This window comes from Providencia huaxiensis, from assembly GCF_002843235.3.
GTDB lineage: Bacteria > Pseudomonadota > Gammaproteobacteria > Enterobacterales > Enterobacteriaceae > Providencia > Providencia huaxiensis.
Window position 1 is genome coordinate 311,871 of sequence record NZ_CP031123.2, and the last position, 26,505, is coordinate 338,375.

19 protein-coding genes and 6 pseudogenes are annotated in these 26,505 nt (G+C 37.2%); 12 read left to right on the top strand and 13 right to left on the bottom strand.

Annotated features, from left to right (window positions below; genetic code table 11):
- Positions 1–11: 11 nt before the first annotated feature.
- The 4 genes from CYG50_RS02835 to cuyB all read right to left on the bottom strand — a co-directional run bounded on the left by CYG50_RS02835 (position 12) and on the right by cuyB (position 4,929).
- A complete protein-coding gene (locus CYG50_RS02835) occupies positions 12–872 on the bottom strand; it encodes an ABC transporter substrate-binding protein (protein ID WP_375373115.1) in 861 nt (286 codons plus the stop codon).
- 151 nt (positions 873–1,023) lie between these two features.
- A complete protein-coding gene (locus CYG50_RS02840; protein WP_102139472.1) occupies positions 1,024–2,097 on the bottom strand; it encodes a zinc-binding dehydrogenase in 1,074 nt (357 codons plus the stop codon).
- Between the two features lie 731 nt (positions 2,098–2,828).
- On the bottom strand, positions 2,829–4,130 hold the full coding sequence (locus CYG50_RS02845) for an anaerobic C4-dicarboxylate transporter (RefSeq protein ID WP_094963063.1): 1,302 nt from the start codon (positions 4,128–4,130) through the stop codon (positions 2,829–2,831).
- 70 nt (positions 4,131–4,200) lie between these two features.
- On the bottom strand, positions 4,201–4,929 hold the full coding sequence (gene cuyB, locus CYG50_RS02850) for a cysteate racemase (RefSeq protein WP_102139471.1): 729 nt from the start codon (positions 4,927–4,929) through the stop codon (positions 4,201–4,203).
- A 460-nt stretch (positions 4,930–5,389) separates the two neighbouring features.
- Here cuyB and hypT point away from each other — a divergent pair, with 460 nt between their 5' ends.
- Positions 5,390–6,298, top strand: coding sequence for a hypochlorite stress DNA-binding transcriptional regulator HypT (gene hypT, locus CYG50_RS02855; protein WP_102139470.1), 909 nt, complete (start codon positions 5,390–5,392; stop codon positions 6,296–6,298).
- A 90-nt stretch (positions 6,299–6,388) separates the two neighbouring features.
- On the opposite strand, the gene CYG50_RS02860 is transcribed toward hypT, so the two are convergent.
- The 3 genes from CYG50_RS02860 to CYG50_RS02870 all read right to left on the bottom strand — a co-directional run bounded on the left by CYG50_RS02860 (position 6,389) and on the right by CYG50_RS02870 (position 9,348).
- The gene (locus CYG50_RS02860) at positions 6,389–7,102 is read right to left on the bottom strand and encodes an MgtC/SapB family protein (RefSeq protein WP_102139469.1); all 714 of its coding nucleotides are present in this window, start codon (positions 7,100–7,102) and stop codon (positions 6,389–6,391) included.
- 159 nt (positions 7,103–7,261) lie between these two features.
- Positions 7,262–8,512: an MFS transporter gene (locus CYG50_RS02865; protein ID WP_102139468.1), complete on the bottom strand. Its 1,251-nt coding sequence runs from the start codon at positions 8,510–8,512 to the stop codon at positions 7,262–7,264.
- Between the two features lie 14 nt (positions 8,513–8,526).
- On the bottom strand, positions 8,527–9,348 hold the full coding sequence (locus CYG50_RS02870) for an MBL fold metallo-hydrolase (protein WP_102139467.1): 822 nt from the start codon (positions 9,346–9,348) through the stop codon (positions 8,527–8,529).
- 346 nt (positions 9,349–9,694) lie between these two features.
- On the opposite strand from CYG50_RS02870, the gene CYG50_RS02875 reads away from it, so the two are divergent.
- Positions 9,695–11,902, top strand: a complete 2,208-nt coding sequence (locus CYG50_RS02875) for an extracellular solute-binding protein (protein ID WP_102139466.1) — start codon at positions 9,695–9,697, stop codon at positions 11,900–11,902.
- Positions 11,903–12,109: 207 nt separating this feature from the next.
- On the opposite strand, the pseudogene CYG50_RS02880 reads toward CYG50_RS02875, so the two are convergent.
- Positions 12,110–12,454: pseudogene (locus tag CYG50_RS02880) on the bottom strand (type 2 periplasmic-binding domain-containing protein); the annotation flags it as partial.
- A 39-nt stretch (positions 12,455–12,493) separates the two neighbouring features.
- Here CYG50_RS02880 and CYG50_RS02885 point away from each other — a divergent pair.
- Together CYG50_RS02885 and CYG50_RS02890 are read left to right on the top strand one after the other, a co-directional pair.
- Positions 12,494–12,763: an MBL fold metallo-hydrolase gene (locus tag CYG50_RS02885; protein WP_102139464.1), complete on the top strand. Its 270-nt coding sequence runs from the start codon at positions 12,494–12,496 to the stop codon at positions 12,761–12,763.
- Between the two features lie 20 nt (positions 12,764–12,783).
- Positions 12,784–13,572, top strand: coding sequence for a MipA/OmpV family protein (locus CYG50_RS02890; RefSeq protein WP_102139463.1), 789 nt, complete (start codon positions 12,784–12,786; stop codon positions 13,570–13,572).
- A 1,037-nt stretch (positions 13,573–14,609) separates the two neighbouring features.
- Here the strand turns inward: CYG50_RS02890 and CYG50_RS02895 are convergent.
- Positions 14,610–15,782, bottom strand: a complete 1,173-nt coding sequence (locus tag CYG50_RS02895) for a hypothetical protein (protein ID WP_102139460.1) — start codon at positions 15,780–15,782, stop codon at positions 14,610–14,612.
- Positions 15,783–16,049: 267 nt separating this feature from the next.
- Between CYG50_RS02895 and CYG50_RS02900 the strand changes: the two genes are divergently transcribed.
- The 4 genes from CYG50_RS02900 (at position 16,050) to CYG50_RS02915 (ending at position 19,076) form a co-directional block, all read left to right on the top strand.
- A complete protein-coding gene (locus CYG50_RS02900) occupies positions 16,050–16,652 on the top strand; it encodes a hypothetical protein (protein ID WP_102139459.1) in 603 nt (200 codons plus the stop codon).
- A 200-nt stretch (positions 16,653–16,852) separates the two neighbouring features.
- Positions 16,853–17,107: a helix-turn-helix transcriptional regulator gene (locus tag CYG50_RS02905; protein WP_102139458.1), complete on the top strand. Its 255-nt coding sequence runs from the start codon at positions 16,853–16,855 to the stop codon at positions 17,105–17,107.
- Positions 17,108–17,148: 41 nt separating this feature from the next.
- On the top strand, positions 17,149–18,387 hold the full coding sequence (locus tag CYG50_RS02910; RefSeq protein WP_102139457.1) for a tyrosine-type recombinase/integrase: 1,239 nt from the start codon (positions 17,149–17,151) through the stop codon (positions 18,385–18,387).
- Between the two features lie 104 nt (positions 18,388–18,491).
- Positions 18,492–19,076, top strand: coding sequence for an antirestriction protein ArdA (locus tag CYG50_RS02915; protein ID WP_102139456.1), 585 nt, complete (start codon positions 18,492–18,494; stop codon positions 19,074–19,076).
- Between the two features lie 63 nt (positions 19,077–19,139).
- Here CYG50_RS02915 and CYG50_RS23400 read toward each other — a convergent pair whose 3' ends face one another.
- Together CYG50_RS23400 and CYG50_RS02925 are read right to left on the bottom strand one after the other, a co-directional pair.
- Positions 19,140–19,340 (bottom strand): hypothetical protein, encoded by a 201-nt coding sequence (locus CYG50_RS23400; protein ID WP_102139455.1) that lies wholly within the window; start codon positions 19,338–19,340, stop codon positions 19,140–19,142.
- Positions 19,341–19,513: 173 nt separating this feature from the next.
- Positions 19,514–20,428, bottom strand: a pseudogene (locus CYG50_RS02925) (IS3 family transposase); the annotation flags it as partial.
- A 64-nt stretch (positions 20,429–20,492) separates the two neighbouring features.
- Here CYG50_RS02925 and CYG50_RS02930 point away from each other — a divergent pair.
- A complete protein-coding gene (locus tag CYG50_RS02930) occupies positions 20,493–21,644 on the top strand; it encodes an IS30-like element IS30 family transposase (protein WP_102139453.1) in 1,152 nt (383 codons plus the stop codon).
- A gap of 12 nt (positions 21,645–21,656) precedes the next feature.
- On the opposite strand, the pseudogene CYG50_RS02935 reads toward CYG50_RS02930, so the two are convergent.
- Positions 21,657–21,911, bottom strand: a pseudogene (locus CYG50_RS02935) (transposase); the annotation flags it as partial.
- Positions 21,912–22,201: 290 nt separating this feature from the next.
- Between CYG50_RS02935 and CYG50_RS02940 the strand changes: the two are divergent.
- The 3 pseudogenes from CYG50_RS02940 to CYG50_RS02950 form a co-directional block, all read left to right on the top strand.
- Positions 22,202–23,756 (top strand): annotated as a pseudogene (locus CYG50_RS02940) (type I restriction-modification system subunit M).
- A 2-nt stretch (positions 23,757–23,758) separates the two neighbouring features.
- A pseudogene (locus tag CYG50_RS02945) lies at positions 23,759–24,368 on the top strand (restriction endonuclease subunit S); the annotation flags it as partial.
- 94 nt (positions 24,369–24,462) lie between these two features.
- Positions 24,463–24,570: pseudogene (locus CYG50_RS02950) on the top strand (IS3 family transposase); the annotation flags it as partial.
- Positions 24,571–24,835: 265 nt separating this feature from the next.
- Here the strand turns inward: CYG50_RS02950 and CYG50_RS02955 are convergent.
- Positions 24,836–26,317: a sensor domain-containing diguanylate cyclase gene (locus tag CYG50_RS02955; protein ID WP_168222825.1), complete on the bottom strand. Its 1,482-nt coding sequence runs from the start codon at positions 26,315–26,317 to the stop codon at positions 24,836–24,838.
- Positions 26,318–26,505 lie beyond the last annotated feature (188 nt).

The following is a 26,505-nucleotide window of genomic DNA, read 5'->3' on the forward strand; positions in this document are numbered from 1 at the left end:
ATAACTAACGATTACCAGTGAAAGTCTTTAGCATTGGTTTTGTCGATCAATTTAACATCAATTGGGACTTCTTTAGGGACATTGGCACCCCAGTATTTTGCTAAGCCCATAGCTAAACCAATACGAACTTGGTCACGAGGGAATTGCGCCGAAGTAGCAATAAATGGCGAGTTACCTTTGGCAATTTCAGCAACCGCTTCAGGAGAACCGTCAACACTCACCAATTTGACATCACGACCAGAGGACTCAATCGCAGCTAACGCACCTAAAGAACCGACATCGTTAACACTGAAAATCCCATTGAGCGTTGGGTTTGCTTGCAACATGTTTTCTGTCACGTTCATTGCGGTATCGCGTTCTTGTTTACCGTTCAATTTAGTTACGATTTTAATATTCGGGTATTCTTTCATCGCCGCTTCAAAGCCGCGAACGCGCTCAAGAATTGGCACAACAGGGATACCATCTAAAATTGCCACTTCGCCTTTGCCGCCTAATGCTTCACCTAAACGTTTACCAGCCATTAAGCCAGCATCATAGTTTTTAGAACCAACGAAAGAGTCAATTGGGCCATTTGCTTGGGCATCAATGGCGATAACTACAACTCCCGCTTTTTTCGCTGCCAGTACAGCCGTTTCAGCACCCACGCTATCTGCCGGGTTAATTAACAGAATATCGATTTTTTTCTGTAACATATCTTCGATATCACTGGTCTGTTTTGATACATCATGAGCCGCATCAGAAATGTATAGTTGTGCGCCCATATCACCCGTTGCGCTCTCTAAGGCTTCTTTCATGGTGACAAAATATTCATTGTTTAATTCTTGAAATGACATGCCCACTGAAACTGGCTTAGCGGTAGCGTTAAATGTCATACCTAAAGTCAGTACACTTGCAACTACAGCTAACTTTTTAAATTTACTCAGCATAAGATGTTCTCCTAAAAGAGCGTTTAATTATATGTAGGGTTTTTACTTATTTAGTGTTTATTTGAATTATCAATTATTACTACCAGTTAAAACATGTTTATGGCTTGATGACGACTTTAATTGAGTCTGCCGATTTCGCCATGACAAAGGCTTCTTCCCAATCATCAATGGAATAGAAGTGAGTAACGATATCATCAGCGCTAACTAAGCCACGGCTAAATAGGTCAATAGCGACTTCATAACTATATGGCCCTAAGTGAGCTCCGCGGATATCGAGTTCTTTGCGGTCACCTATGATTGACCAGTCAACCGTTGTTTCTTTACCAAATACGCTGAATTCCACGAAACGGCCAAGTTTGCGGATCATTTCTAGCCCTTGAGTGACACCAATAGGCGCCCCCGTTGCTTCAATATAAACGTCACAGCCATAGCCTTCCGTCATATCTTTGACTAGCTTAATGGCATCTTCTTTCAGTGGGTTGATAACGACATCTGCACCAAATTTTTTTGCTAATTCAAGGCGTTCATCAATCGCATCAATGACAACCAGTTTTTTCGGTGTTTTTAATTTGGCGACTTGGATCATACACAGCCCTAGTGGGCCTGCACCAGCAATGACGACGACGTCATTTAAATCGATATCACCACGGCGTACAGTGTGGATAGCACAAGCCATTGGCTCAATTAATGCGGCATCTTTATCAGACAGTTCATCAGGGATTTTATGGATAATGGCGCGTTCTGAAAAACGCATATATTCAGCCATACCACCGTCGGCAACTTCTTTTTGGAAACCGTAAATATCATGGGTTTCACACATCCAGTATTTGCCTGATTTACAGAAACGGCATTCCCAACATGGGACAATTTGTTCAGCTAAGATCCGGTCGCCTATTTTTAATTTAAATTTTTCAGCAGAACCTTCACCAAGTTCAGCAACACGTCCGTAAAATTCATGGCCAGGAACAACGGGGGCTTTTATCCATGGATCATCTCCCCAGAACATCTGAGCGCCATCATTGGCTTTGCAGTCGCCAGCACAGATCCCACATCCATCAACTTTAATGACAACTTCTCTAAATCCTGGTGCCGGCCTTTTAATGTTTTCAAAGCGATAATCATGTGGACCATGACAAACAACCGCTTTCATTTTTTCAGGTAGGTTACTCATGTTCTAAGACCTCTTTCTAGTTGTTAACCCTAATGTTGACGTCAACATTAAGCGTTTTTTTATAACGCATTTGCTTTAGTTTTTTAACGCTTAACTATGAACAATGTATGTATGTAAGAAAAATGGTTATTTAATGTTATAGATAAAATAAATTTTTTTTAATATGACGACGTCGTCATTTTTGAAAGTAAGTATCTTAAAAACTAAAATTTGTGATTCAAGCCCTAATTTTAGTCACTTAATTGAGTACTTTCATTGGGAAATGAGACTGCCGAAACTGAATCTGTAACATGATGAAAATCATGATAAAAATCTTAATTCATTCCTTATTTTGTTTTTTTAGAAATGAATATGAAGCCGAGTATAATTATTTTAACTATTTTCAGAAGCGGATAATTCATGCAAAAACATTTCAGCTCACACTTTTGAATGAAAACAAACTTAAACTACATTTAATAAAGAGATATTGAATGGCTAATAGGCCATTATTTTTAATTTATAAAATTTAATTTAAAAAATTAAATAGGGTAATGAGTCATTTTGATACGCTGTCATAATATTTTTTGCAGATACACCTAGAGGTATGAAAAAAAATAGCTTTATACCTCGTAATTGTATTTTACCAATTAAACAAAGTATAAAGCTAAATAGAGCCAAAGTTTAACTTCATTTTGTCAATAAAATCATTTTATTACAGCGTAAAGGGTGTGAGGGAGACTCACACCCTAGTGCTAGACAATCATTGGTGCAATGATAAAGCCGAAGGCGACACCGGCAATAATTCCACCTAGCCCTGGTAACATAAAGGGATGATTTAAAATATATTTTCCGACTCGAGTAGACCCAGTAGAGTCGAATTCAATGGCAGCTAATGATGTTGGGTAAGTGGGTAAGACAAATACCCCGGTGACGGCGACAAAAGAGGCCAAAATTGCCCATGTCGGGACATCTAAGGCAATGGCTAATGGAATTATTAACGGTGTTGTGGCACCTTGTGAATATAACAAGGCACAGGTCAAAAACAGAACTAAAGCCAATAAAATAGGATATGCAGATAATACATCTCCCGCGATGGCCTTGATTTGGTCCATATGGGCATCAACAAAAGTGGTACCTAATGTCACAATTCCGAGGATCACTGCAAGAGAACTCATTCCTGAGCGGAATGTTGGTGCTAATACAATAGAATCAGGTGATGTTTTACAGAAAACCACCATCAAACATGCTGCACTTAGCATACAAATGATGATGATATCTCGTGTTCCCATCGGCTTACCGATATCAAAACCAGGACGTAATTGTGGGAATGCAGCGAGGATCACGATAGCAATCGTGGCAATAATGAATAGAACAACAGAGAATTTTTCTCTCGTTGTGCTCTCGCCTTTTTTCTCTTCGTATTTATGAACTAAGCCTTTTTGTAAACGTTCTAAATAGACCTCATCGTTTTCAAGTTCGCAGCCTTGACGTGATGCAATAAAAGCGGCAACCATGGCAGCAACAAAAGAGGCGGGTAAACATACTGACATGACAACGATAAAAGTGATGCCATTACCTTCCATGATTGTCAACATCGCTGCCATTGCTGCACTGATTGGAGAGCCCGAAATAGCAATTTGTGAGGCAACCACTGAGCCTGCTAATGTTCTAGATGGTCGGATACCCGAATCTTTCGCAATTTCTGCTATCACAGGCAGCATAGAAAACACAATGAAACCTGTACCAGCCATGATAGTCATCACCCAAGTGGTGATTGGCGCTATAATGTTTAGATACTTAGGATTTTTACGCATAAATTTACTGGCTAGGCGGACTAGATAATCCATCCCGCCCGCAGCTTGTAATGCAGATGCTGCTACCACAACCGTCATAATAATCAGAATAACATCAACAGGTGGTGAACCTATAGGTAAACCAAATCCGATAGTTAATACCGCTAATCCTAACCCACCGCAGAGTCCTATACCTATTCCGCCCATGCGTATACCAAAGAATATTGCACCTAATACAACAATGATTTCTAGCCAAACCATAATCGTCTCCAATAGACAATATATTGTCATTAGTAATATTAAAAAATTAATTTTTGATAGTTGATATAAGTTAAATATTTTTATTTATCATTAAATTTTGTTTTCCGACTCTGTTTTCATACCAGTGAATACTTGCTCTGACTAATGAGCTGGTTGAGTCAATATATTTATCTGGATAACTATTAATTTCATTTTCAAGAATGACGGGAACCTCGGTGCAGCCAAGTACAATAATTTCGGCACCTCGGGAAAATAAAATTTCAGCTTGCTGTTTCATAATGGATTCAGCAATTTTTTTATTTCCTGATTTTAATAAATAAATGCTTTCCATTACATTTTCTTGGCTTTTTTTATCAGGAGTAATGCAGTTTAAATGTTTATTCTCTATGTTTTTTTGATATAGTCCCATATACATAGTGGCATTTGTTGCAAGTAATCCGATATTTTTTTTCTTGGTTGCTAGTACTTCTTTCATTGTCGTTTCAACAATGCTTAGCATGTCGACATGGCAAGCTTTTTTTAGTTCACTAAACCAAAAATGTGCTGTATTACAAGGTATAATAATACATTCGGCCCCGGCACTTTCTAGTTTCTTTAAATAGTCAGTCATTAAAGGTAAAGGTGATTCACCATGGTTTAATAGCGCTTCTGTTCGATCTGGTATATCAGGAATAGATGATATAATTAAAGGGATATGCTCTTGGTCTCTATTTGCTACGGTATAGCTTACAAATTTATTAAATAAATCAACAGTAGCGGCAGGCCCCATACCACCTAATACACCAATTAAACCTTTCATTTTAATACCCCTGCATTTCATTAGCCTTTTTATAAAATAAAAATCAATAAATGCTTATCTTTCTTCATTTATTTAACATATTGGTTAATATTCAAGTGATTATTAACTTACTTATTGCTGCTTAACTTGTGGTTAATATTTATCAATGTTTGTCTTGGATGAGAAATGCAAGTAAGTATGGTTTGATGCAAGATACGCATTAAGAACTTTTATTCAAAATAAAAATATTTTTATAAATTGCTCTGAAGGCCTGAATAGACTAGGTTTTATGAATTAAATAAATTAAATGAAAATTATTTTTGATTTTTGTTAATGTTTTAAATGGTAGGGCTATGCATAATACAAATAACGCTATTACAAATTTAGCTTTGTTATTTAACTAGTCATTAACTCAAAATATCAATAAAAATACTTTTAGTTTTTTATATTTTAACAGCAAGTCAATTTAAGGCTTAATAAGATGAAAAATATAGAAACAAAATGGCTATATGATTTTTTAACTCTAGAATCATGTCGACATTTTTCTCATGCAGCAGAACAGCGGAGTATTTCTCAGCCCGCATTTAGCCGTCGTATTAAAGCTTTAGAGGAAGCCATTGGCGTTGAATTATTTGATAGAACGACTTCCCCTTTACAGTTGTCTGAAGAGGGCAAAATTTTTCATTCTCAAGCGCGTAGTTTATTACAACAACTGGAATGTAACTTAAATGAACTATCCGGTCACAATGTATTGAGCCTACCGAATATTAAAATTGCCGCCGCTCATTCGTTGTCACTGACATTACTGCCTAAATTGGTTCATGGGCTGTCTGGTTACGGTGAGGAGTTTGTTTACCATGTTGAAGCCATTGATGTGGTACAAGTTGTGAACGCATTGAGAGAAGGAAAAAGTGATTTTATTATCTCATTTTATGATGAGGATTTAATGCAATCTCCATTTTCCTCATTGAATGTATTTGAATCTGAATTATATCCAATTTGTGCAGCGGATGAGCATGGTAAGCCGCTATTTGATATCTATCAACCTCAAGTGCCGTTGCTGAATTACACCAGTGCTTCATATATGGGAAGGTTAGTTAATCGTCGGTTAAGTGAGTTTGGTGCGATCAATTCGAAAACACTTTTTATGTCATCAATGAGTGAGTTACTAAAAAATATGGCTTTGGATGGCCATGGCATTGCATGGTTACCCATTTATTCCGTAGTGAATGAATTGAAAGAAAAAAAACTGGTTTGTTTGGATACGCCTGAATTAACAATACCTATCCAAGCGTACATCTATCGCATGGATACACGACTAAATAAAACCGCAGAGGACTTCTGGCGCATTTTGAAAAAGAATATTCCAGAGGATTTACGGAATTTATAGTGGGAAAGGTAATTTATAGGTAAATAACCTGCGAATGTAAGCAGGTTATTTAAGCTCATATGAAAAGATAGCACCTTGAAAAGAAGAGGGTTAGTGATCTAGAGAAACAGAATGCACATAATCTAACTGTTTTAAGGAACAGTAAAATTCAGGTAAAGTGATTTTTTGGCGTACTAATAACTTTAAATTTACCTCGACGCGCTCTTTCTTGATATCTCTGATGGTGAGATTCTCAATTAAGTCTTTGTGACTTTTTAGGTACTCAATAAGTAAGGGAACCCCCTTTTCATGAGTAAATAACATACGAACTTTTATTTTTCCTAATTTTTGATTTTTCATCTGAAATAACGCAACTTGCGGGCTGAGCTGTATTGCTAAGAAAAAAAGAACTGTAACGATGACAGCATGCCAGTAAAACCCTGAGCCACAGGCTATTCCAACACCGGCTGATGCCCAAACTATGGCTGCTGTTGTTAAACCTGAGATTGCATCATCGCGACGATGTAATATAACTCCAGCGCCTAGAAATCCCACTCCACTAATTATTTGTGCAGCTAATCTCATCGGGTCGCTACGTATATTGTCAGAGATATTGGCGTAATACTCCGCTGACTGAATAGAAACGATAGTTAATAAACAGCTGGCAACGGCGATAATGACACAAGTTTTAAAACCAACAGGTTTTCCCTTTGATTCACGTTCTAATCCAATTAAGCCGCCTAAAACAAAGGCGGCCAGTAGTTTAGCGATACTTGATAGTGATAAAGGGCCAATGGTGTCAACAAACTGTATAAATAAATCCATGGCTTGCTCCTGACGTAGGCTTACTCTTTCCTTGGTTTTTACTGTGTATACTCGTAACCCCTCAAGTTGCAGCGGTGTTGACTACACTCAGCTAGCCGAGCCACATAGTTTATCTCTATTCCCCGTCTATCTTCGCTTGTCGCCTACCTGCAACTCGAATTATTTGGGTATAGCAACGTTACTTACTGCTTTTTCACCTTCGTTATTTTTCTTTTTAGACACATCATCTTTAAAGAAGAAGATAAAGAAAACAGTGACAACAGCGGCGACGATAGCTGGGTAATGCCAGAATGTTTCCCATTGTGGTAATGCCGCGCTACCCGTCTCTGTGACAGTTGAATTAAAGATTTCACCACAAATTGTTGAAGCAAATAGCAAACCGAAGCCATTTGAAACAATAAAGCGTAAACCTTGAGCTTGTGCTCGTATCTCTGGTTTTGCTTTACGGTCAACATAGATATCACCGGCAGTAAAGAAGAAGTCCCAGCATAATCCTTGAAGCATCAATCCGATAATAATGAAGTAAAAACCGGAATCTACCGCAGCATAGGAGAATAATATTGAGCGAATAATCCAACTCACCGCGCCAAGAAGTAAGGTAATTTTGAAACCGAACTTCATTAAGAAGAAGGACAGAACGAACATAAACAGGACTTCACATGCAATACCAATTTGCATGATAGATGCCGCATTATCGAATCCAAGTGTTTTAATAAATACAGGAATATAAGCGGAGTAAGCTGTTTTGGGTATCATTAATACAAAGATGCTAAACATTAAGATAACGAAATAGCGGTCTTTAAATAATGAAAGTGCATCTAAGCATAAAATATCTCTAGCGGAGAAAGGCTTACCTTTCGCTTTTGGTGGTGTATTTGGCAAAGTAAAGCAGTAGAAACCCAGTAATACAGCAACAGCGGATGCAATATACCAAGTCATGGTACTACCCGAGAAGCCCATTTCCCCTAATATAAATCCGATAGCCATAAAACCAAATGTACCGAATACACGAATAATAGGGAAATATTTCACGCCATTGATATGAGAGAAGCTGATGCTATTAGAGAGTGCAGTTGTTGGATAAAACAGTAGTCCAATAATAAAAATCATAAACAGGGTCATACCGCTATTTTGTGCCTCAATAAATTGAGGAACACATAGAATAACGACCGCATTAATTAAATGCAGTGTTCCCATTACCTTTTGTGAGGCAAAGAAGCGGTCTGCAACCATACCAATAAATAAAGGAGAAATAATGGTTGCCACGCCTAATAAAGCGTAAGCATTACCAATAATATTTGCCATCCCATAAGTACTTAACACAAGTCCCATGGTCATATTCCATGCGCCTTGCATGAAATATTGCACAAACATCATAATCAGTAAGCGAGAGGTTATTTTCATATCCATGATTAGTTTTCCTCTTAATGTGCTTCTAGCGTTAATCCGTCATAAGCAACGCGGATATTATAAGGCGCACAAACCGCTTCTAATTCACTATGAAGTAATTTGCCACTATGGGAAATATGTGAAACAGCAATTTGAGTTTCTGAATGCAGGCAACCTTGTTGTTGTAGTTTTTCTTTAGCGGCAAATACGGTTTCTAGGCTCATGTGGTTATCTGTACGATTTTTCCCATTGAGTCCGTAAGTGCATTCAAATACGACAATATCAAGCTGTTTATTTTCTAGCCATTTCCATGTTAATTCAGGGAACCAACCTGAATCATGTCCATAAAAAATAGTTTTCCCATCCTTTTCAATGTGATAGACGTAGCACAATTCCCATTTAGCATGATTTGCGAGTAATGGCGTAATTTTATAACCATTTCTTTCGACGGTGACAAAAGGGATTAAGCAGTGGAAATCGAAACGCTCTTTGCTGTAGCCAGGCAGAACATCAAGGCAGCCATTAATTGCTCGGTCATTACCGAAAATATGTAATGGATGGTGAATTTCAAAACCATAACCTTCCATGCGGCTGAATAAATCGCCGACATTAAAATGGTCAGGGTGGGTATGGGTAAATAGTAAACTTTCAAACTTAGTTGCGTCCATTCCATCACGCATTAGCTGATAGCTAAATGTCGGGGAAACATCGATCAGCATAAGATCATCCACAATCGCGGAAGAATGGGTTCTAATATCTTTTCCCCCAAGTTCTCTTGCTTTCTGGCAGTGCTCACAACGGCAAAAAGGATTTGGTATACCTTCAGAAGCCGCGGTGCCTAAAAAGTGAAGTTTCATAATAATTACCTGTATTTTATTGTTTTATTTTGGGTTTTTTGATCCCTGATGTTGATGTTCAAACAAAAAACAAGCTAATTTGAACGTTCCAATAATAATATCGAGGGTTTGCTTTGCCAATAGTTGTTACTTTGTTCAGTGATCTCATTCAAAAAATATTTTTCATATTATTGATTTAATTGATTTTTGTTTTGATGGGCTAAGAAATGGGTAAAAACTGCAATATCTATGTTATTAGATTGTTTTGTAAACTAATTTTCTATGGAACGTTCAAAACAATTATAGGTAGTCGCGATGAATAATTCAGGTATGCTATTGGTAGCAACAATCAAGGTGAAAAAGACAAATGGCAACAATCAAAGATATCGCAAAATTAGCAGGTGTTTCTCATGGGACCGTTTCTAATGTATTGAATAAGCGGGGAAATGTGAGTGTTGAGAAAATTGAAGCAGTCTATAAAGCTGCCAAGCAAATGGGATATCAGTTAAATACACAAGCTCAATTATTGAGAACCAATAAGAGCCAGAAGGTAGCAATACTTTTACCGCAATTAGTGTCTGATAAGTATGCAATATTTTTTAATTCATTTAGGCAATCGATGGCCCAGTATCCTGAGATAACTTATGATCTATTTTTGACGGATGATCTGGAAACGACAGAACTTGATGCATTACAAAAAATTGCAGCTGGCGGTTATAAGCAAGTTGTGGCAGTCAGTTGTTTGCAGGATGCTACCATCTATTTTGACACCTTAAAATTAACCGCTTCTCAAATTATTTTTATTTATCGTCAGCCTGCAAATGCTTACCACTTTTTCACATTGGATTACTCTCAGGCAGCTGATGCCATTTGCCAACAAATTGCGGCAAGTCGAAGCCAGTTAGTGGGTATTTTTAGTGATGATCATGGCGATTTAGAGCACGCCACCTTTGTCAGTGAGTTACAAAATAACCTTAAACAGAAGGCCCCGAATAAAAAATTTACTATTATTCGTGCTTCTAATGATGAATCTTATAAGGCGGCTTTTGGTTTTTTCTCTGAGGAGCAAATACCTGATTTATTTGTTGCTGAAGATATTGAAAAAGCCAGTTTTTTAACCCAGGCAAGTTTTTTTGGAAGTGAAGGCGATTGCCCTGCAATTTTTGCTTTAAGTGGCAACATTCCTCCGATACTAAAAGGGTTGCATTGTTTTCCTATGAACTATGCACAATTAGGATTGGAAGTGGTCGATGAACTGATGAGAGAAGATCTCGAAAAGAAAACTTCGGGGAAGAATACTGTCTACGTTCGTAATCAAAGTGGCAACCTTTATACGGCAACACCAGCAATAATTACTGACAATGAATCTGATCAAACCTTAAATTTACTCACTTTACCCAGCCCTTCAACAAACGCACTTAAAAAACTACTACCACATTTTTATCGGCAAACAGGAATTAAGGTTAATTTAGCTGTTTATCCTTATGATGAAGTTTACCAAATATTAGGGCAGCTCCATTTACACCCTTATTATGACTTATTACGTATTGATATGGCCTGTTTTCCTTGGTTTGCGGAACGCATCCTACAACCATTGGATAAAATAGGAAATGGAGTAACGGATTTATTAAGTAACTTTTCCTTACCGACACAGCAAAAATTTAGTTTGGTGAATGATACAGCATATGCCATGCCATTCGATGCCAGTGCACAAATGTTATTTTATCGTAAAGATCTCTTCGAAGATCCTATTTTAAGAAGAATGTATTACGAAAAAACGGGACAAGAGCTAACCGTTCCCATTTCTTTTACTGAATACGACCAGGTAACTCAATTTTTCACAGAGCTACATGAAGAAGGGGAGTTTTTACGGCCTTTTGGTGCATCAACGACGTTAGGCAGCGCTGGGTTAATTGCCACTGAGTATTTATTAAGATATTACGCAGCAGGTGGACGGTTAATAAGTCATGGCCATATTCCTAGATTAGAAATGCCATTAGCAGGTCAGGTATTAAGTGAATATCTTCATCAAGTTTCTATTACAGAAAATATTCATAATAAATGGTGGAGTGAATCCGTTGAGCAATTTGAGCAAGGAAAACTTGCTATGTTGATTGCTTATATGAACCTGTTTAACGATGTCGCTCATAGTGATATTTTCCCTAAAATTGGTTTTGCTTCTGTGCCTGGGGGTATTCCTCAATTGGGCGGTGGGGCATTAGGTGTTTCTCGCTACAGCCAAAAAAACCATTATGCAGAACAATTTTATCGTTGGCTTTATTCACCAATAGTAATGGATCACCTCATTTTATTGGGGGGCAACAGTAATCATCAAGATTTCAGCCATAATCAAGAGGTTTGCTATCGTTACCCATGGATGCCCCTTGCTTACCAAGAAATAAACCGAGGGATCCGTGAATCTTCAATTCCAAACGGTAAGTTGTTTAACTTGCGCCAAGCTGAGGTCATTATCGGGCAAGGAATTACTAACGTTGTGAATAAAATCATGACTATAGATGAGACGATTGAATATATTAACCAGCGCTTATTGGTTGATACTCAAGGTGAGAGGTAAGGTGAGAGGTAAATAGCGAGTTAATTGGTATTTTAAATCAGCGGATAAACAGATGATAAGGCGTCATTACTTTTTAATTTTATCCGCACAAGCTATCTTCTTCGCACAAGTAATTTGTGATGAAGAGCGTTTCGCTCAGTCATTTTTATTCACTTTTATGGTTGTGGGAGATTGATGATAAGAAAAATCATGGCTAGGCCACTTGTTTTATTCATAATACTGACCAGCTTTTGATTTAAGTATTGCCACTATCTTTTTTTTCCAGGGTTGCATTGATTTTCGATACATTATGAACAACCGACCCAATGCCAAATCGTCAGGCAGGTTTCGAATATTTACTGTATTTTTGAGACCACTGTTACGAAGCCAGGGCTCAGGAACAATTGCAAGCATTGAGCTATTATTCAATGCAGGGATCACTTGTGAGTATTCAGGGCATTTAAATCCTATATTACGAGACATTCCCCTTCTATTTAGTTGTCTATCTAATTCATTTTCATCTTGCAACCAAGGTAAACAATATACGTGTTTGTATTTAACTAATTCCTCTAAACTAACTCTTGGCGCGTTAAATTAAATAATGGAGATAAATTGATATATACAGATAGTTTAGCTACCCCGGGGTATTACTTGGTCAACAATCTAAATTACCCTGAAATAATAGAAGATTTACAATATAGTTATTATGTATTGGCTAACCAAGAAGTCGATATATTTGTAGCCAGTAAAGGTGAGCGATTTGGTCTTAAAGATAAACTTGAATCTCTCAGGAATGGAAATGAAAAAGCATTTTACGATAAAGATGGTTTGGGTTTATATGTTGAAAAATCAAGAATGTCTTTAATTAGTCAACTTCAATAAGCATTAAAAAAAGGATATTAATGAACCGTAATTATATATTTCCTATTACTGGGATGTTTTTCTGTGCTTGCATATCTGCTAGTGAATTAAAAATAGGAGTAGGTGCTGGAGTGGTAACTCCTTATGAGGGGGCTAAAAAATATATACTAACTCCAGATGCTATGATTCAATACACTGAACTAACTGATGACTATGGGATATTCAGTATTGGAACAGAGGGGGCTAAATGGCAATATAATATATATGACAGTATTAATGTTGGGGTTATTGGAACTTACTTGCAAGGTAGAAAAGAGGAAATAGGGTTTTCTGGAAATAAAAATACTGATCTAAAAGGCATGGGGGATCTAAAAGGAGCTGTTGCAGCAGGCTTAGAGATTAGCTATGCTATAAACGAGCATTCTCTCTATATAAACTCTTTAACGGCTATTGGGCATAGAAATTATGGCGGGGAAAAAATCGATAATGCAACACGATATGAATTCGGTATTAATTCTAATTTTGAATTAAATAATGAGTGGTCGATTGATTCAAATGTTTCTATTAGATATGTGAATAAAAATTATAATCAAGCTTACGTTGGTGTTACCGAAGAGCAATCAATGAAAACAAGCTATTTACCTTATACGCCTAATAGTGGGTTTAAGGATGTAGGTGTACTGTTTGGAGTTAACTACAAATTGTTTGATGATTTATATTTGAACCTGAAATCTGGTGGGTATTATCTATTAGGTGATTCAGTAAATAGCCCAATAGTTAAACAGAAGTATGGATTAATAAATATGATTGGAATAACTTATTCATTTTAAATAACATGATAAAAAATAATCTAAAAATCATTGTGACGCTTTCTATATTTATACTATATGGGTGTGCAATAGGTCCTGGGTGGTATAAAGAAGGTGTTAATTATGATGACACTCAAAATGTATTGTCAAAATGTAAATACGATATCGGTATTGCACTCGTGAGCTATACTGATAGGCCTGAACTTATTGCTGAGTGCATGAGGTCTCAAGGATATAGATACAAAAATTATTCACACAATCATTAGTCATATAAATATATAATATGTGATGCTATATGATATAGCATCATTTTAGGATTATTATGATTTTGCCAATTAGTAGAGTGATCAGGGTTTTAAATGAAAGTAATTTCTATGAGTGTATCAACTATGACTTATATCCTAAGATAGGGATTGTATATGCAATTGCTAAAAATAGGTCGGAAATAAAAGTAACTATTTCATCATTGAATGAATTAGGGAATATATTAAGGGTAACTATACAATCAGACAAAAATTGGAATAGAAGATATCAATTTAAATCCTATTTTTGGGAGCATGATTTTTATCATAGCTTTGGCCCGGTTCTTGACGCAATAACACCTAAGTTTATTAAGGTAAAATTCATGAGAGTTAACATTATTAAATATTTAAAATTATAAATTATTTCATGTTTAGTCTTCGTTACCGTATTTTTATTTTCCGATAGAGAAAGCTTTATACTAATTAGCCTCCACAGGCGCTATCAATAGGTGGGCTTGAAAGCTTTCTTTAAACAATATCGAAACCTACTTAATTTATAGTAGGCTGTAACCACTCGGGGTGATCCTACCCGTAACTATACTCGCACAATGGGGTTCATATGGGGGGGGGCGAGTTGAATTTAGTTGAAATTGGGCGAGTGTTGGCTTCAGAGAGATACAAAGCAAAAACCCGCCTTTTGGGCGGGTTCTTTGAATAAGTGGTGCCCGGACTCGGAATCATAATTTTATTTATCTTATTGATTTAAATGGTGATTTAAATTTTATTGCCTTTTGTTACCCTCTATTTTACCCTTTTTTATTTATATGTTTTTTTTAAGCGGGGGGCATTTGTATAGTCGTAAATAGGTAAAATACTCACTATCGATAATATATCTTGTAGAACCTCTGGATTTTTAACATTAGGCATTAGCTTGAGTATGAAGTTTTTATCAATTTTAAAAATGTGTCTTTTTTTTAAAATTTGGTTAACCGATTTGGGCTTATTAATTAATTTTATATAATAATACCCGGTACAATTTATTTTCTCAGGAAAAATGCCTCCGTAATTATCTTTTGGTTCGTAATTTTTGTTTCTTCTTTTTGATACGTATTCTATTTTTGTTAGGTCTATGTTTTTAATTTCATTCGTCAGGTAACTGTCTTTTTCAAAGGTAATAATATTTATTTTTTCAATGTTGTCTTCCATTGTCTTAGTTATTTTGGCTATTTTAATTATTACATAATTAATATCGAATGTGTAAAGGTATTCATTTTTATAAATGCCATTTTTTTTAGTTAATTTTTTTATATTATCGATGTGATCATTTTCATATGCATTTTCATATGCATTTTCATATGCATTTTCTATGGTGTCTGTTTCTTGATAAATTAACTTTTTACTGATGAGTTTTGCCTCATTAACTAAAACAATATAACAAAATAAATTATGCTTAGTTTTTTCGTTGTTTAAGTTTAAATGAAAAAGTAAATTTATTTTTATTTCTGCAAGATAAGATTTATTTAATTTTTCCAAAGACAAAGAACGCGCTCTAATTGTTAAAGGTAAAGTGTATGAGTTATAAGCGGGTTCTTTAATTTTTTTATTCTTATATTGAAAAGTGATTATGGGACTAAATACATTGGAATTAAATTTTTCATTGTTGGTTTTCGTATTTTTTACTATATCACTAATCTCTGAATGGAAATGTTTTTCTAGAATAGCTTCGATGATTTTAGGTTTTGAAATTTTATACTTTTCTGAGTGTTTTTTTATCAATATAACTAGGCTTTCATTTTTTAAGGTAACCTGTAATCGCTCACTTTTTCGAAAGCCTTTAGGGCTTAATATCACTTGATTTTTAGGTGTGACCTTAAAATATTTATCTATTAGATTTTCAACAATCTGGGATTTAGATAGGTTCTGCGCCTCTGCGTCTACAGTTATCCTCTCTATTATTTTTGAGTTGTCAAAGCCTAAATTTATTCTCATAGCAATACCCGGTAGACACAAGTTTTTAGAATATTACTTTAACATCAATCAATTAGTTTTATCAATGAATTTAGGTTATTAATATTATTACCTTACTTACTACTAACCTTACATATCCTATGACCCCTTCCTACCTCTACATCTATTCACCTCATCACAGACGACTGTAACCAGTGATAACAACATTGTGTTAAAACAAACGAGTGTTCTCGGTAAACATTTACTGCACATCCATTCCTATAGGAACATAACCAATTAGGAAAAAAGATGAGTAATGCACGTGACATGTACCCTTCGATCTACAACAAGTTAATCAATCAGTTCAATCTCCTTAATCAGAACTATTCAAAGTTATTAAATGTAAGAGTCGATTTTCACTATGCTCTTCATCAGTCAGTTGATATTAATAAAGCTTATCAAGATATGATTTATCTTTATCATATTTTTAAAACAAATAATGATGCTGTGATTGGTTGTCAATTTGTCATGGAACATTCGAAAGTGGGTGGTCTTCATATTCATGCTGTTTTTTTTATTAATGGTCAAGTACATCAAAAGTATTATCCTTTTTATCTTTGGCTTAATGATTTTTGGTATCAGCATACTCGAGGTGCAAGTCATACCTTTGATTGTAATGATGCAAGGAATTATAAGTGTGCTATCGTGGGGAATACTAAAAGTTATTATGATCTAAATTCTGTTAACGGTTTTATTTGCCTAGCTAAATACTTCTCTAAAAAAGAGCAGAAAGAAAATATCCAAGAATTTTATCGTTGTTTTGTTAGCGGGGTTAATATTAAAAGCCAGAGAGGTAGACCCAGAAGTCATGCGGTAAATACTCTTCCTTTAATGAATGAAAGTGACTTATAACTAATTTCAAAACTATATCACTGAGTTGAGTATCAATGGTGATGTTTTTTTATTTTATACATTAATGGAGGTTTATATGTTTTCAGCATTACTGGATGTTGTTGTCATTATTGTAAAAGCTATTCAAGAAAATTTAAATAAGGATTAAAAAATAACGGAGAGACCTCTCTTATGTACACAACCATAAAAGAGAGGTCATAATGAATCCTTCTATTGCTAATAATTCGCTTTCTACATCCCTATTCAAAACCATTGAGCAAGTTAATTATAACGACACGCGTTATATCTTAATTGATATGAAAATGATTACTCAGCTTATTGGTATGACAGATAAATGGGTTTACAGCTTAATTCAAAAGCAAGCCTTTCCTAAACCTATCAAAATGGGGCGTTCTTCACGATGGCGTTTGAGTGATATTGAACAATGGATTGATGAACAGGCAAGTGCAGAGTAACTGAATATATTGATGACTATCACCCGATTTTGGAGCGTATTATGTCTTTAACTGAGACGAAAATTAAATCAGCAAAAAGTAAAGAGAAAGTCTACCGTTTAACGGATGGTCAAGGTTTAACCCTTGCCATTTTTCCGAATGGAAGTAAATCATGGCAATTGCGTTATCGCTTTAATAATAAAGAAAATACTTATTCAATCGGTTTATATCCTTTAATCACGCTTCAGCAAGCTCGCGCTAAACGGACTGAAATTAAAGAAACCTTAGCACTCGGGCGTGACCCCAAAGTGAAAGAACGTGAAGATCTGCTACATAACCAACAAACATTTGCTAAGGTTGCAAAGGAATGGAGCGATAACCAACTCACATGGACAGAGTGCCACAGACAAAGAGTTGTTAATAGTCTTGAACAGTATGTTATCCCAGACATTGGCGATATGCACATTGAGACAATAACAACCAAAGTATTACTCGCACCAATTAAAGCGGTTGCGTTAACGGGTAAAACAGAACTTGCTTCACGACTACAGCAGCGGATTAAGGCTATTTTACGTTATGCCGTCCAGCAAGGGGTAATTACCTATAATCCTGCACAGGAGCTTGGTGGCGTCATTAATAAGAATAAAGTGACACACAGACCTGCTCTTGACATAAAGCAAGTGCCAGAGCTGCTGGTACGCATTAAACACTATCAGGGTAATCGACTAACGCAGTTAGCTTTACAACTCTCCTTACTCACTTTTGTTCGCTCCAGTGAGTTAAGGTTGGCGCGATGGGATGAAATCGATTTTGAACAAAAGTTATGGACAATTCCTGCGGAGCGGGAAGCCATTGAAGGTGTGAAATATGCTCATCGTGGATCAAAAATGAAAACGCCACAGCTTGTCCCATTATCCTCTCAAGCATTAGCTCTGCTGCAAGAAATTTATGAATATACCGGAAAAAGTACGTTTATCTTTAGTAGCGTAAAAGATGACAACAAACCGATGAGTGAAAATACGTTAAACAAAGCGATCCGTAAATTAGGGTACGACACGAAAACTGAACTTTGTTTGCATGGGTTTAGGACAATTGCGTGTAGCGCTCTTGTTGAATCCAGTCTTTGGGGGCGTGATGCCATTGAACGGCAAATGAGTCACCAAGAAAGAAATCACGTTAGGGCGGCTTATATTCACAAAGCAGAGCACATCATGGAGCGTACAAAGATGATCCAATGGTGGGCTGATTATCTTGACAGTATACAGGGTCATTTCATTATGCCTTATGAATTTGCAGCGTGATAATCACACGACTTACCTCCATTCATTTTCATATATCTCGTATTATCAAAGACCTTCCTCAATAACGGCTACACCTCACTGAACATCAATATTAGGGTTTTAATATGCACACTGATGCTACGGCTTCCCCATGCCTAAAATCTGGGGTTATTTCTGTTTTTATCACTAATCTAGGGAAATATAACGAAGGCGAACTGGTTGGCGAGTGGCTTGAGCTTCCCGTCACCTTAGAAGAGGTACAACACTGTTTAGCGCGTATTGGCATTGATGGGACTCATTATGAAGAGTATTTCTTGACGGACTATGAATCCTCGATTGATGGTGTTTCTTCCTACATTTCAGAATATAGCGTTTTAGATGAGCTGAATGCTTTAGCCACTAAATTAACCGAATTATCTTGTGATGAGATTTATCTCTATCAGGCTGTTATTGAAATGGGCGGCTATGTGAGTTCCATTGACGACTTAATTCATTTAATCGATAACTTAGACTCCTTCCAACGATTAGATGATGTGAATAATGAATATGATTTAGGTTATTACTGGATTGAAGAAAGCGGCTGTTATGATGTAGAACAATTTGGGTGCTTATCACACTATTTTGATTATGAACGTTATGGGCGTGATATTTATCTTGAACAAGGGGGGATTTTTTGTGGTGGTGGCTATGTCTATCATACAGGAGGATAGCTAGAACAATGTAATGAGGGTAAAGCTCCTTGCTTTTCCATGTTGTCTGTTTTACGTCATGTGTCACTCATCATCCTGTAAAGCGTTTGTCTCCGCTTTACAGGATGATGTCTTCTTCGTTTGGGATTTAATTTTTTTGTTATTTTTATTCTCATCCATGATAGGCGTTGGTTGATGTTGATAATGATTTTGATTAACAGGCTGGTGATGATAATTTTTGACACAGGTATCCATGTTCATTAATACGTGAAAAGAATGACTCATATCATTTTGCTCATGGACATGTGAACTGAAATTAATTTACTACGGCAATAGGTATTTTATTTAATCACATTTTTTATTCTCTGTTTTAGATGGAAACACGAGTCAGGGAAAATACAACGAGAAACGTGGGCTTAATGCACAGTCATAGAGTGGAAAGAGCCTGTGTGAAGTGGTCAACTAATATTGGCCACTCTATTAGACTGTTTGTAAAACAGTCGCTCAGATTCATTTGGGGTCAATCCCCCGTTATACCAGTGGGGTCTGATGCCACTGTAATAGCCTGTGATATAACCGATAATTCTACACTCTGCTTCTTTCAAGCTTTCATAACCGATTGAAGGCATCCATTCATGTTTTAAACTTCTAAAAAATCGCTCCATTGGACTATTGTCCCAACAGTTACCTCGTCGGCTCAGACTTTGGGTGATTTGATAACGCCATAATCGGTGACGATACTCAAGGCTAGTATAATGGCTCCCTTGGTCACTATGAAACATCAGCCCTTTTGGGTGCCCCCGCATTTCCCAAGCCATTTGCAAGGCTTTTAATGTCAACCCTGTGTCGGGGGACGTTGATAGAGCCCAACCAACGGGTTTCCGGGCAAAAAGGTCTAACACGACAGCCAGATAAGCCCACCGTTTTCCTGTCCAAATATAAGTCACATCGCCGCACGATACTTGATTGGGCGCTGTGACAGTAAATTGGCGGTCGAGTAAATTTGGGATGTCGATATGTTCTTTACTTCCGTGTTTATACCGATGCTTCACCTGTTGGCAACTTGTAATCCCAAGTTCTTTCATTAAATTACCTACAAGATAACGGCTCATTTTCACACCATATTGAGTCGCCACTATCGTGGCAATAGTCCTTGCGCCAGCAGAGCCGCCACTTAAATTCCAGGCATCTTTGACTAAGCTTCGTTTAATCGCTCGTACGCCGTCAGGTAAGGCATTTTTCATTCGATGATGCCAGTGACGATAGCTGCTGCGATGACGTTCAAAAAGTTGGCAAAGTGTTGTGACGGGGTAATGCGCTCTGAGTTTGTCGATTATCGCGAATCCTTCAGTGAGTCCGACATTAAGAGCGCCGTTGTAGATTCAATTGGTCAACGCAACAGTTATGTGAAAACATGGGGTTGCGGAGGTTTTTTGAATGAGACGAACATTTACAGCAGAGGAAAAAGCCTCTGTTTTTGAACTATGGAAGAACGGAACAGGCTTCAGTGAAATAACGAATATCCTGGGTTCAAAACCCGGAACGATCTTCACTATGTTAAGGGATACTGGCGGCATAAAACCCCATGAGCGTAAGCGGGCTGTAGCTCACCTGACACTGTCTGAGCGCGAGGAGATACGAGCTGGTTTGTCAGCCAAAATGAGCATTCGTGCGATAGCTACTGCGCTGAATCGCAGTCCTTCGACGATCTCACGTGAAGTTCAGCGTAATCGGGGCAGACGCTATTACAAAGCTGTTGATGCTAATAACCGAGCCAACAGAATGGCGAAAAGGCCAAAACCGTGCTTACTGGATCAAAATTTACCATTGCGAAAGCTTGTTCTGGAAAAGCTGGAGATGAAATGGTCTCCAGAGCAAATATCAGGATGGTTAAGGCGAACAAAACCACGTCAAAAAACGCTGCGAATATCACCTGAGACAATTTATAAAACGCTGTACTTTCGTAGCCGTGAAGCGCTACACCACCTGAATATACAGCATCTGCGACGGTCGCATAGCCTTCGCCATGGCAGGCGTCATACCCGCAAAGGCGAAAGAGGTACGATTAACATAGTGAACGGAACACCAATTCACGAACGTTCCCGAAATATCGATAACAGACGCTCTCTGGGGCATTGGGAGGGCGATTTAGTCTCAGGTACAAAAAACTCTCATATAGCCACACTTGTAGACCGAAAATCACGTTATACGATCATCCTTAGACTCAGGGGCAAAGATTCTGTCTCAGTAAATCAGGCTCTTACCGACAAATTCCTGAGTTTACCGTCAGAACTCAGAAAATCACTGACATGGGACAGAGGAATGGAACTGGCCAGACATCTAGAATTTACTGTCAGCACCGGCGTTAAAGTTTACTTCTGCGATCCTCAGAGTCCTTGGCAGCGGGGAACAAATGAGAACACAAATGGGCTAATTCGGCAGTACTTTCCTAAAAAGACATGTCTTGCCCAATATACTCAACATGAACTAGATCTGGTTGCTGCTCAGCTAAACAACAGACCGAGAAAGACACTGAAGTTCAAAACACCGAAAGAGATAATTGAAAGGGGTGTTGCATTGACAGATTGAATCTACACTAGCCTTTTTTAAGATTTCGTTTTCCATTTCAAGACGTTGTATCTTTTTTTTCATCTCACGAAGTTCAATCTGTTCTGGCGTAAGCGGGAGCCCTGTTGGTGTTTTGCCTTGTCGTTTTAATCTCAGTTTTTTAACCCAGCGATTAAGTGCGGCAAGGCTAACGCCCATAGCCTGAGCGGCTTTCGCCACGGAGTAATGATGGTCAACGACCATTTTAGCAGCTTCGAGTTTAAACTCTGCTGAATATTGCTTAACCATGTGCTCACCTGTGATGTTATTGAGGTAAGAATATCACCTCTAGTCAGGTGGCCAAATTAACTATGCCACTTCAGTGTGTATCGCTTTGATGTTCTTTATTTATCGCACTGTGCATCAAATCCCTTTCTGGATCAGGTATGGATGTTATTATTGGCATCATTGGATCTAAAGGGTAGCGGTGGGTTACTCAATCATTGAGTAAGTGTCCTAATCAAACGGTGTCATATTGGTTTTGAATACGCTACTACTGGCATAATGTATTGGTAATATTAAAGAAAAAAGGAATAAGAATGACGAGTCTTCAGCAGCGAGCAGAACTTCATCGACAAATATGGGCAATCGCTAATGATGTGCGAGGTTCAGTGGATGGGTGGGATTTTAAGCAGTATGTCCTCGGTGCACTTTTCTACCGTTTTATCAGTGAAAATTTCGCAAATTACATTGAAGGTGGTGATGAGAGTATCTGCTATGCAGCGTTGGATGACAGTATTATTACGGACGATATTAAAGACGATGCCGTGAGAACGAAAGGGTATTTTATTTGTCCTAGCCAACTGTTTTGCAATGTGGCAGCAAAAGCGAATACCAATGACAGGCTGAACGCAGATTTAAACAGTATTTTTGTGGCAATTGAAAGCTCCGCATCCGGCTATCCATCCGAACCAGACATTAAAGGCTTGTTTGCTGATTTTGATACCACCAGCAACCGATTAGGGAATACCGTTAAAGATAAAAATGTACGCCTATCGGCTGTTCTCAAAGGTGTGGAAGGTTTAAAACTCGGCGACTTTGCTGAACACCAGATAGATTTGTTTGGTGATGCGTATGAGTTTGTGATTTCTAACTATGCGGCAAACGCAGGTAAATCAGGTGGTGGGTTTTTCACTCCTCAGCATGTGTCAAAACTGATAGCGCAATTGGCGATGCATGGACAGACTCACGTCAATAAAATTTACGACCCTGCAGCAGGCTCTGGTTCGTTACTTCTTCAAGCGAAAAAGCATTTTGATAATCACATCATCGAAGACGGCTTTTTTGGTCAGGAAATTAACCATACGACGTTTAACTTAGCACGTATGAATATGTTCGTTCCTGCACAACATCAATTACGATAAATTCAATATTAAGCTGGGTAACACCCTACTTGCGCCTGAATTTAAGGATGACAAGCCGTTTGATGCAATTGTTTCCAATCCGCCGTATTCGGTGAAATGGATTGGTAGTGATGACCCGACGCTGATTAATGATGACCGCTTTGCACCTGCTGGAGTATTGGCACCAAAATCGAAAGCGGATTTTGCGTTTGTCCTCCATGCACTTAATTATCTGTCATCCAAGGGACGTGCGGCTATTGTCTGTTTCCCGAAGATTTTCTACCGTGGTGGTGCAGAGCAAAAAATCCGTCAATATTTGGTTGATAATAACTATGTTGAAACGGTAATTTCCTTAGCGCCTAACCTGTTCTTCGGAACAACCATGGCGGTGAATATTCTGGTGTTATCAAAACATAAAACCGATACCCATGTGCAGTTTATTGATGCCACTGAATTATTCAAAAAAGAAACCAATAACAACATACTGACTGACAAACACATTGCAGACATCATGCAAGTCTTCGACAGTAAAAAAGACACGGATTATCTGGCAAAATCGGTCACCGCTGAAGCGATCGCTGCCAATGATTATAATCTGTCTGTCAGTAGCTATGTAGAAGCCAAAGATATGCGTGAAATTATTAATATCACTGAACTGAATGCTGAACTCAAAACGACTGTCGCTAAAATTGACCAGCTTCGTAAAGATATTGATGCGATTGTGGCTGAAATTGAAGGTAGCGAGGTGTAAGCATGAGCGAGCTAAGTTATCTGGAAAAGTTGCTGGATGGGGCTGAGGTTGAGTGGTTACCTTTAGGGGATTTAACTAAATATGAACAACCAACTAAATACTTAGTGAAAGCGACAGATTATAACGATGAGTTTACTACTCCTGTTCTTACAGCAGGAAAAACATTCATTTTAGGCTATACAAATGAACATGATGGCATCTACAAAGCTTCAAAACATCCTGTGATTATTTTTGATGATTTTACTACAGCCAATAAATGGGTTGATTTTGATTTTAAAGCAAAGTCATCTGCCATGAAAATGATAACTTCTATTGATAATGTTAAATTCTTACTCAAATATATCTACTATTGGTTGAATACACTACCGAGCGAGCTTGTAGAGGGCGATCATAAGCGTCAATGGATTAGCAATTATGCTCATAAAAAAGTCCCCATTCCTTGCCCCAACAACCCAGAAAAATCCTTAGCGATTCAATCTGAAATCGTTCGGATTCTGGATAAATTTACCGCCCTTACCGCTGAGCTTACCGCACGTAAAAAACAATACAACTACTATCGTGACCAGTTGTTGAGTTTTGATGTGGGGGAAGTTGAGTGGGTGGCTTTGGGGGATATTCTAAGTATGCGTGCAGGCCAACATATCTCCGCAAGTAAAATAATACCTAGTAGAACCAATGAACTCTCTTACCCATGTTTTGGTGGTAAAGCTTCTTTCATTCACTGAAAGTCGAATGTATCCACGGTGAGCGTTTTATCAATCGAGAAAAGATGTGGAGGGCGATATTTAGTTATATCGAGTGCGATTACAACAGATGATGCCGTCACAGTGCCTGTGGAGGACTCAGCTCAGCACAGTTTGAAAATCAGACCTCGCTTAGGACCACATCCACATTACGCGGGTAGGATCACACACCTTGTTTTACCCGGTATCGCCACAGTAACTGTCGGAGCTACTTGCTTGTATAGTGGCTACCCTGAATAGCGTTTAAGTTATTTATGACCATTTATTCAGAAAGGCTAAGTTAATAGAATAATTGATAGGTTGACGTAGTAACCTATCAATTATAGAAAATAAAGATTATAATGATACGATATTATTTTTACCTGAAGATTTTGCCTTATAAAGTAACATATCAACTTGGCTTAAAATCTCTGATTCAGTTTGCCCTGACCAAGTTAAAAAGCCACCACTAAACGTTACTTTTAATTCACTAATATTAGACCAGTTCATTTTTTGAACACTCCTTCGCCATGCATTGATGCATTGCAACGCTTCATCATTGGTTAAACTAAGGAAAATAACAATAATTTCCTCCCCGCCATAGCGGAACAATAAATTATTTTTTCCAGCATATTTTTTGCCTTTATCACATACACCTTGAAGGACTAAGTCGCCAATAGCATGGCCATATTGGTCATTAATTCCTTTAAAATCATCAATATCAATCATTCCAATTGAGAATGCTGTTTTAGACTCAATAAGTGATTTTAGGCAGTAATTAAATGCACGTCGGTTATACAGTCCTGTTAGTTCATCTTCTTGAGCAGCTTTTGTCGCAATACTTTTTTCTTGGTGCTGTTTATAAATTTCATCATAGATATTTAGCATTTCTTTTGAGTAAGTTGTTTCTTTTTTTTCATAACCATTTTTTATGGAAGAAAGTAACTCACTCATCATGCGCTGGAAGTTTGCATTCCACAACATACTTACAGCGATATACAGAATAAAACTGATAATGCCTATTATGATAAATGAATGGCGATTATCATCTATAAGATTTTGAAATTGTTCATTTTTGACGACCAATAGCATTATCCAATCAGGATCTGTAAACACATAGTAATAGATATAACTCTTTGTGAGTGGGTCATAAAAATAGTTTTGAACAGAGTTAATATTATCTAACCACTTGAGATTTGATATTTCACTGTAAATTTGTTGTTTATTGGCACTCATGATAATACGGCCATCTTTGTGTGCTATGTATAACTCGCCATTCAATGGGACTTTGATTTGGTTTAGAGGTTTGCTCATCTCATATAAGTCAAGATCCATAGAGACAAGCCCATAGTTGTTACCATTGGTGTCATAAAGACTTTTAGATGCACTGATGATAGGTTTATCAGTAAGGATATCTAAATATGGATAGGTAAAAGTGATTAAATTATTCTTATTGGTATCATTTTTAAACCACGGCCGCGTATGAGGGCGGAAATCCTCATTAGAAATTTCTGGGATACTATTAAATTTTTCGCTTTTGTCCATGAATAAAATATTAGAGATAAAGCGGCTTGAATTTAAGGTATATGAAATTAATTTTTTTAAATCGCCGGAATCTTTGAGTACAAAGTTAGACATCTCTTTCTGATTGGCGAAGCTGGACATAGTGACAATATTATTTTTAATATCACTAATTTGCTGGGTTGTCGACTGTATTGATGCATTATGCACTAATAGCGTAAATGTATCGTGTATATCCTTTTCTGTATTATTTTTGACATATACATAAAACCAGATGTTAGTAAGTAACATCGGGATAGCGAGCAATAAAATGGCCACGTAACTTTGTTTCTTAAATGACCAACCTGTTTTTTTTATATATAGCATATTTGGAATAGATATTTAAAAATAGTTATGTGACTGATTTGTTATATATTTGAAATTTTATAGTTTCATTATGAAACGTAATTACTGATTTAAGAGTGGTTCAACAGTCCGAACAGCATCGAATCTTCATTCGTGAGAAA

Excerpts from the sequence above, each read along its gene's own strand:
- CYG50_RS02835 (WP_375373115.1), bottom strand. The coding sequence starts at position 872 with ATGACATTTAACGCTACCGCTAAGCCAGTTTCAGTGGGCATGTCATTT.
- CYG50_RS02840 (WP_102139472.1), bottom strand. The coding sequence starts at position 2,097 with ATGAGTAACCTACCTGAAAAAATGAAAGCGGTTGTTTGTCATGGTCCA.
- CYG50_RS02845 (WP_094963063.1), bottom strand. The coding sequence starts at position 4,130 with ATGGTTTGGCTAGAAATCATTGTTGTATTAGGTGCAATATTCTTTGGT.
- cuyB (WP_102139471.1), bottom strand. The coding sequence starts at position 4,929 with ATGAAAGGTTTAATTGGTGTATTAGGTGGTATGGGGCCTGCCGCTACT.
- hypT (WP_102139470.1), top strand. The coding sequence starts at position 5,390 with ATGAAAAATATAGAAACAAAATGGCTATATGATTTTTTAACTCTAGAA.
- CYG50_RS02860 (WP_102139469.1), bottom strand. The coding sequence starts at position 7,102 with ATGGATTTATTTATACAGTTTGTTGACACCATTGGCCCTTTATCACTA.
- CYG50_RS02865 (WP_102139468.1), bottom strand. The coding sequence starts at position 8,512 with ATGGATATGAAAATAACCTCTCGCTTACTGATTATGATGTTTGTGCAA.
- CYG50_RS02870 (WP_102139467.1), bottom strand. The coding sequence starts at position 9,348 with ATGAAACTTCACTTTTTAGGCACCGCGGCTTCTGAAGGTATACCAAAT.
- CYG50_RS02875 (WP_102139466.1), top strand. The coding sequence starts at position 9,695 with ATGGCAACAATCAAAGATATCGCAAAATTAGCAGGTGTTTCTCATGGG.
- CYG50_RS02890 (WP_102139463.1), top strand. The coding sequence starts at position 12,784 with ATGAACCGTAATTATATATTTCCTATTACTGGGATGTTTTTCTGTGCT.
- CYG50_RS02895 (WP_102139460.1), bottom strand. The coding sequence starts at position 15,782 with ATGAGAATAAATTTAGGCTTTGACAACTCAAAAATAATAGAGAGGATA.
- CYG50_RS02900 (WP_102139459.1), top strand. The coding sequence starts at position 16,050 with ATGAGTAATGCACGTGACATGTACCCTTCGATCTACAACAAGTTAATC.
- CYG50_RS02905 (WP_102139458.1), top strand. The coding sequence starts at position 16,853 with ATGAATCCTTCTATTGCTAATAATTCGCTTTCTACATCCCTATTCAAA.
- CYG50_RS02910 (WP_102139457.1), top strand. The coding sequence starts at position 17,149 with ATGTCTTTAACTGAGACGAAAATTAAATCAGCAAAAAGTAAAGAGAAA.
- CYG50_RS02915 (WP_102139456.1), top strand. The coding sequence starts at position 18,492 with ATGCACACTGATGCTACGGCTTCCCCATGCCTAAAATCTGGGGTTATT.
- CYG50_RS23400 (WP_102139455.1), bottom strand. The coding sequence starts at position 19,340 with ATGAGTCATTCTTTTCACGTATTAATGAACATGGATACCTGTGTCAAA.
- CYG50_RS02930 (WP_102139453.1), top strand. The coding sequence starts at position 20,493 with ATGAGACGAACATTTACAGCAGAGGAAAAAGCCTCTGTTTTTGAACTA.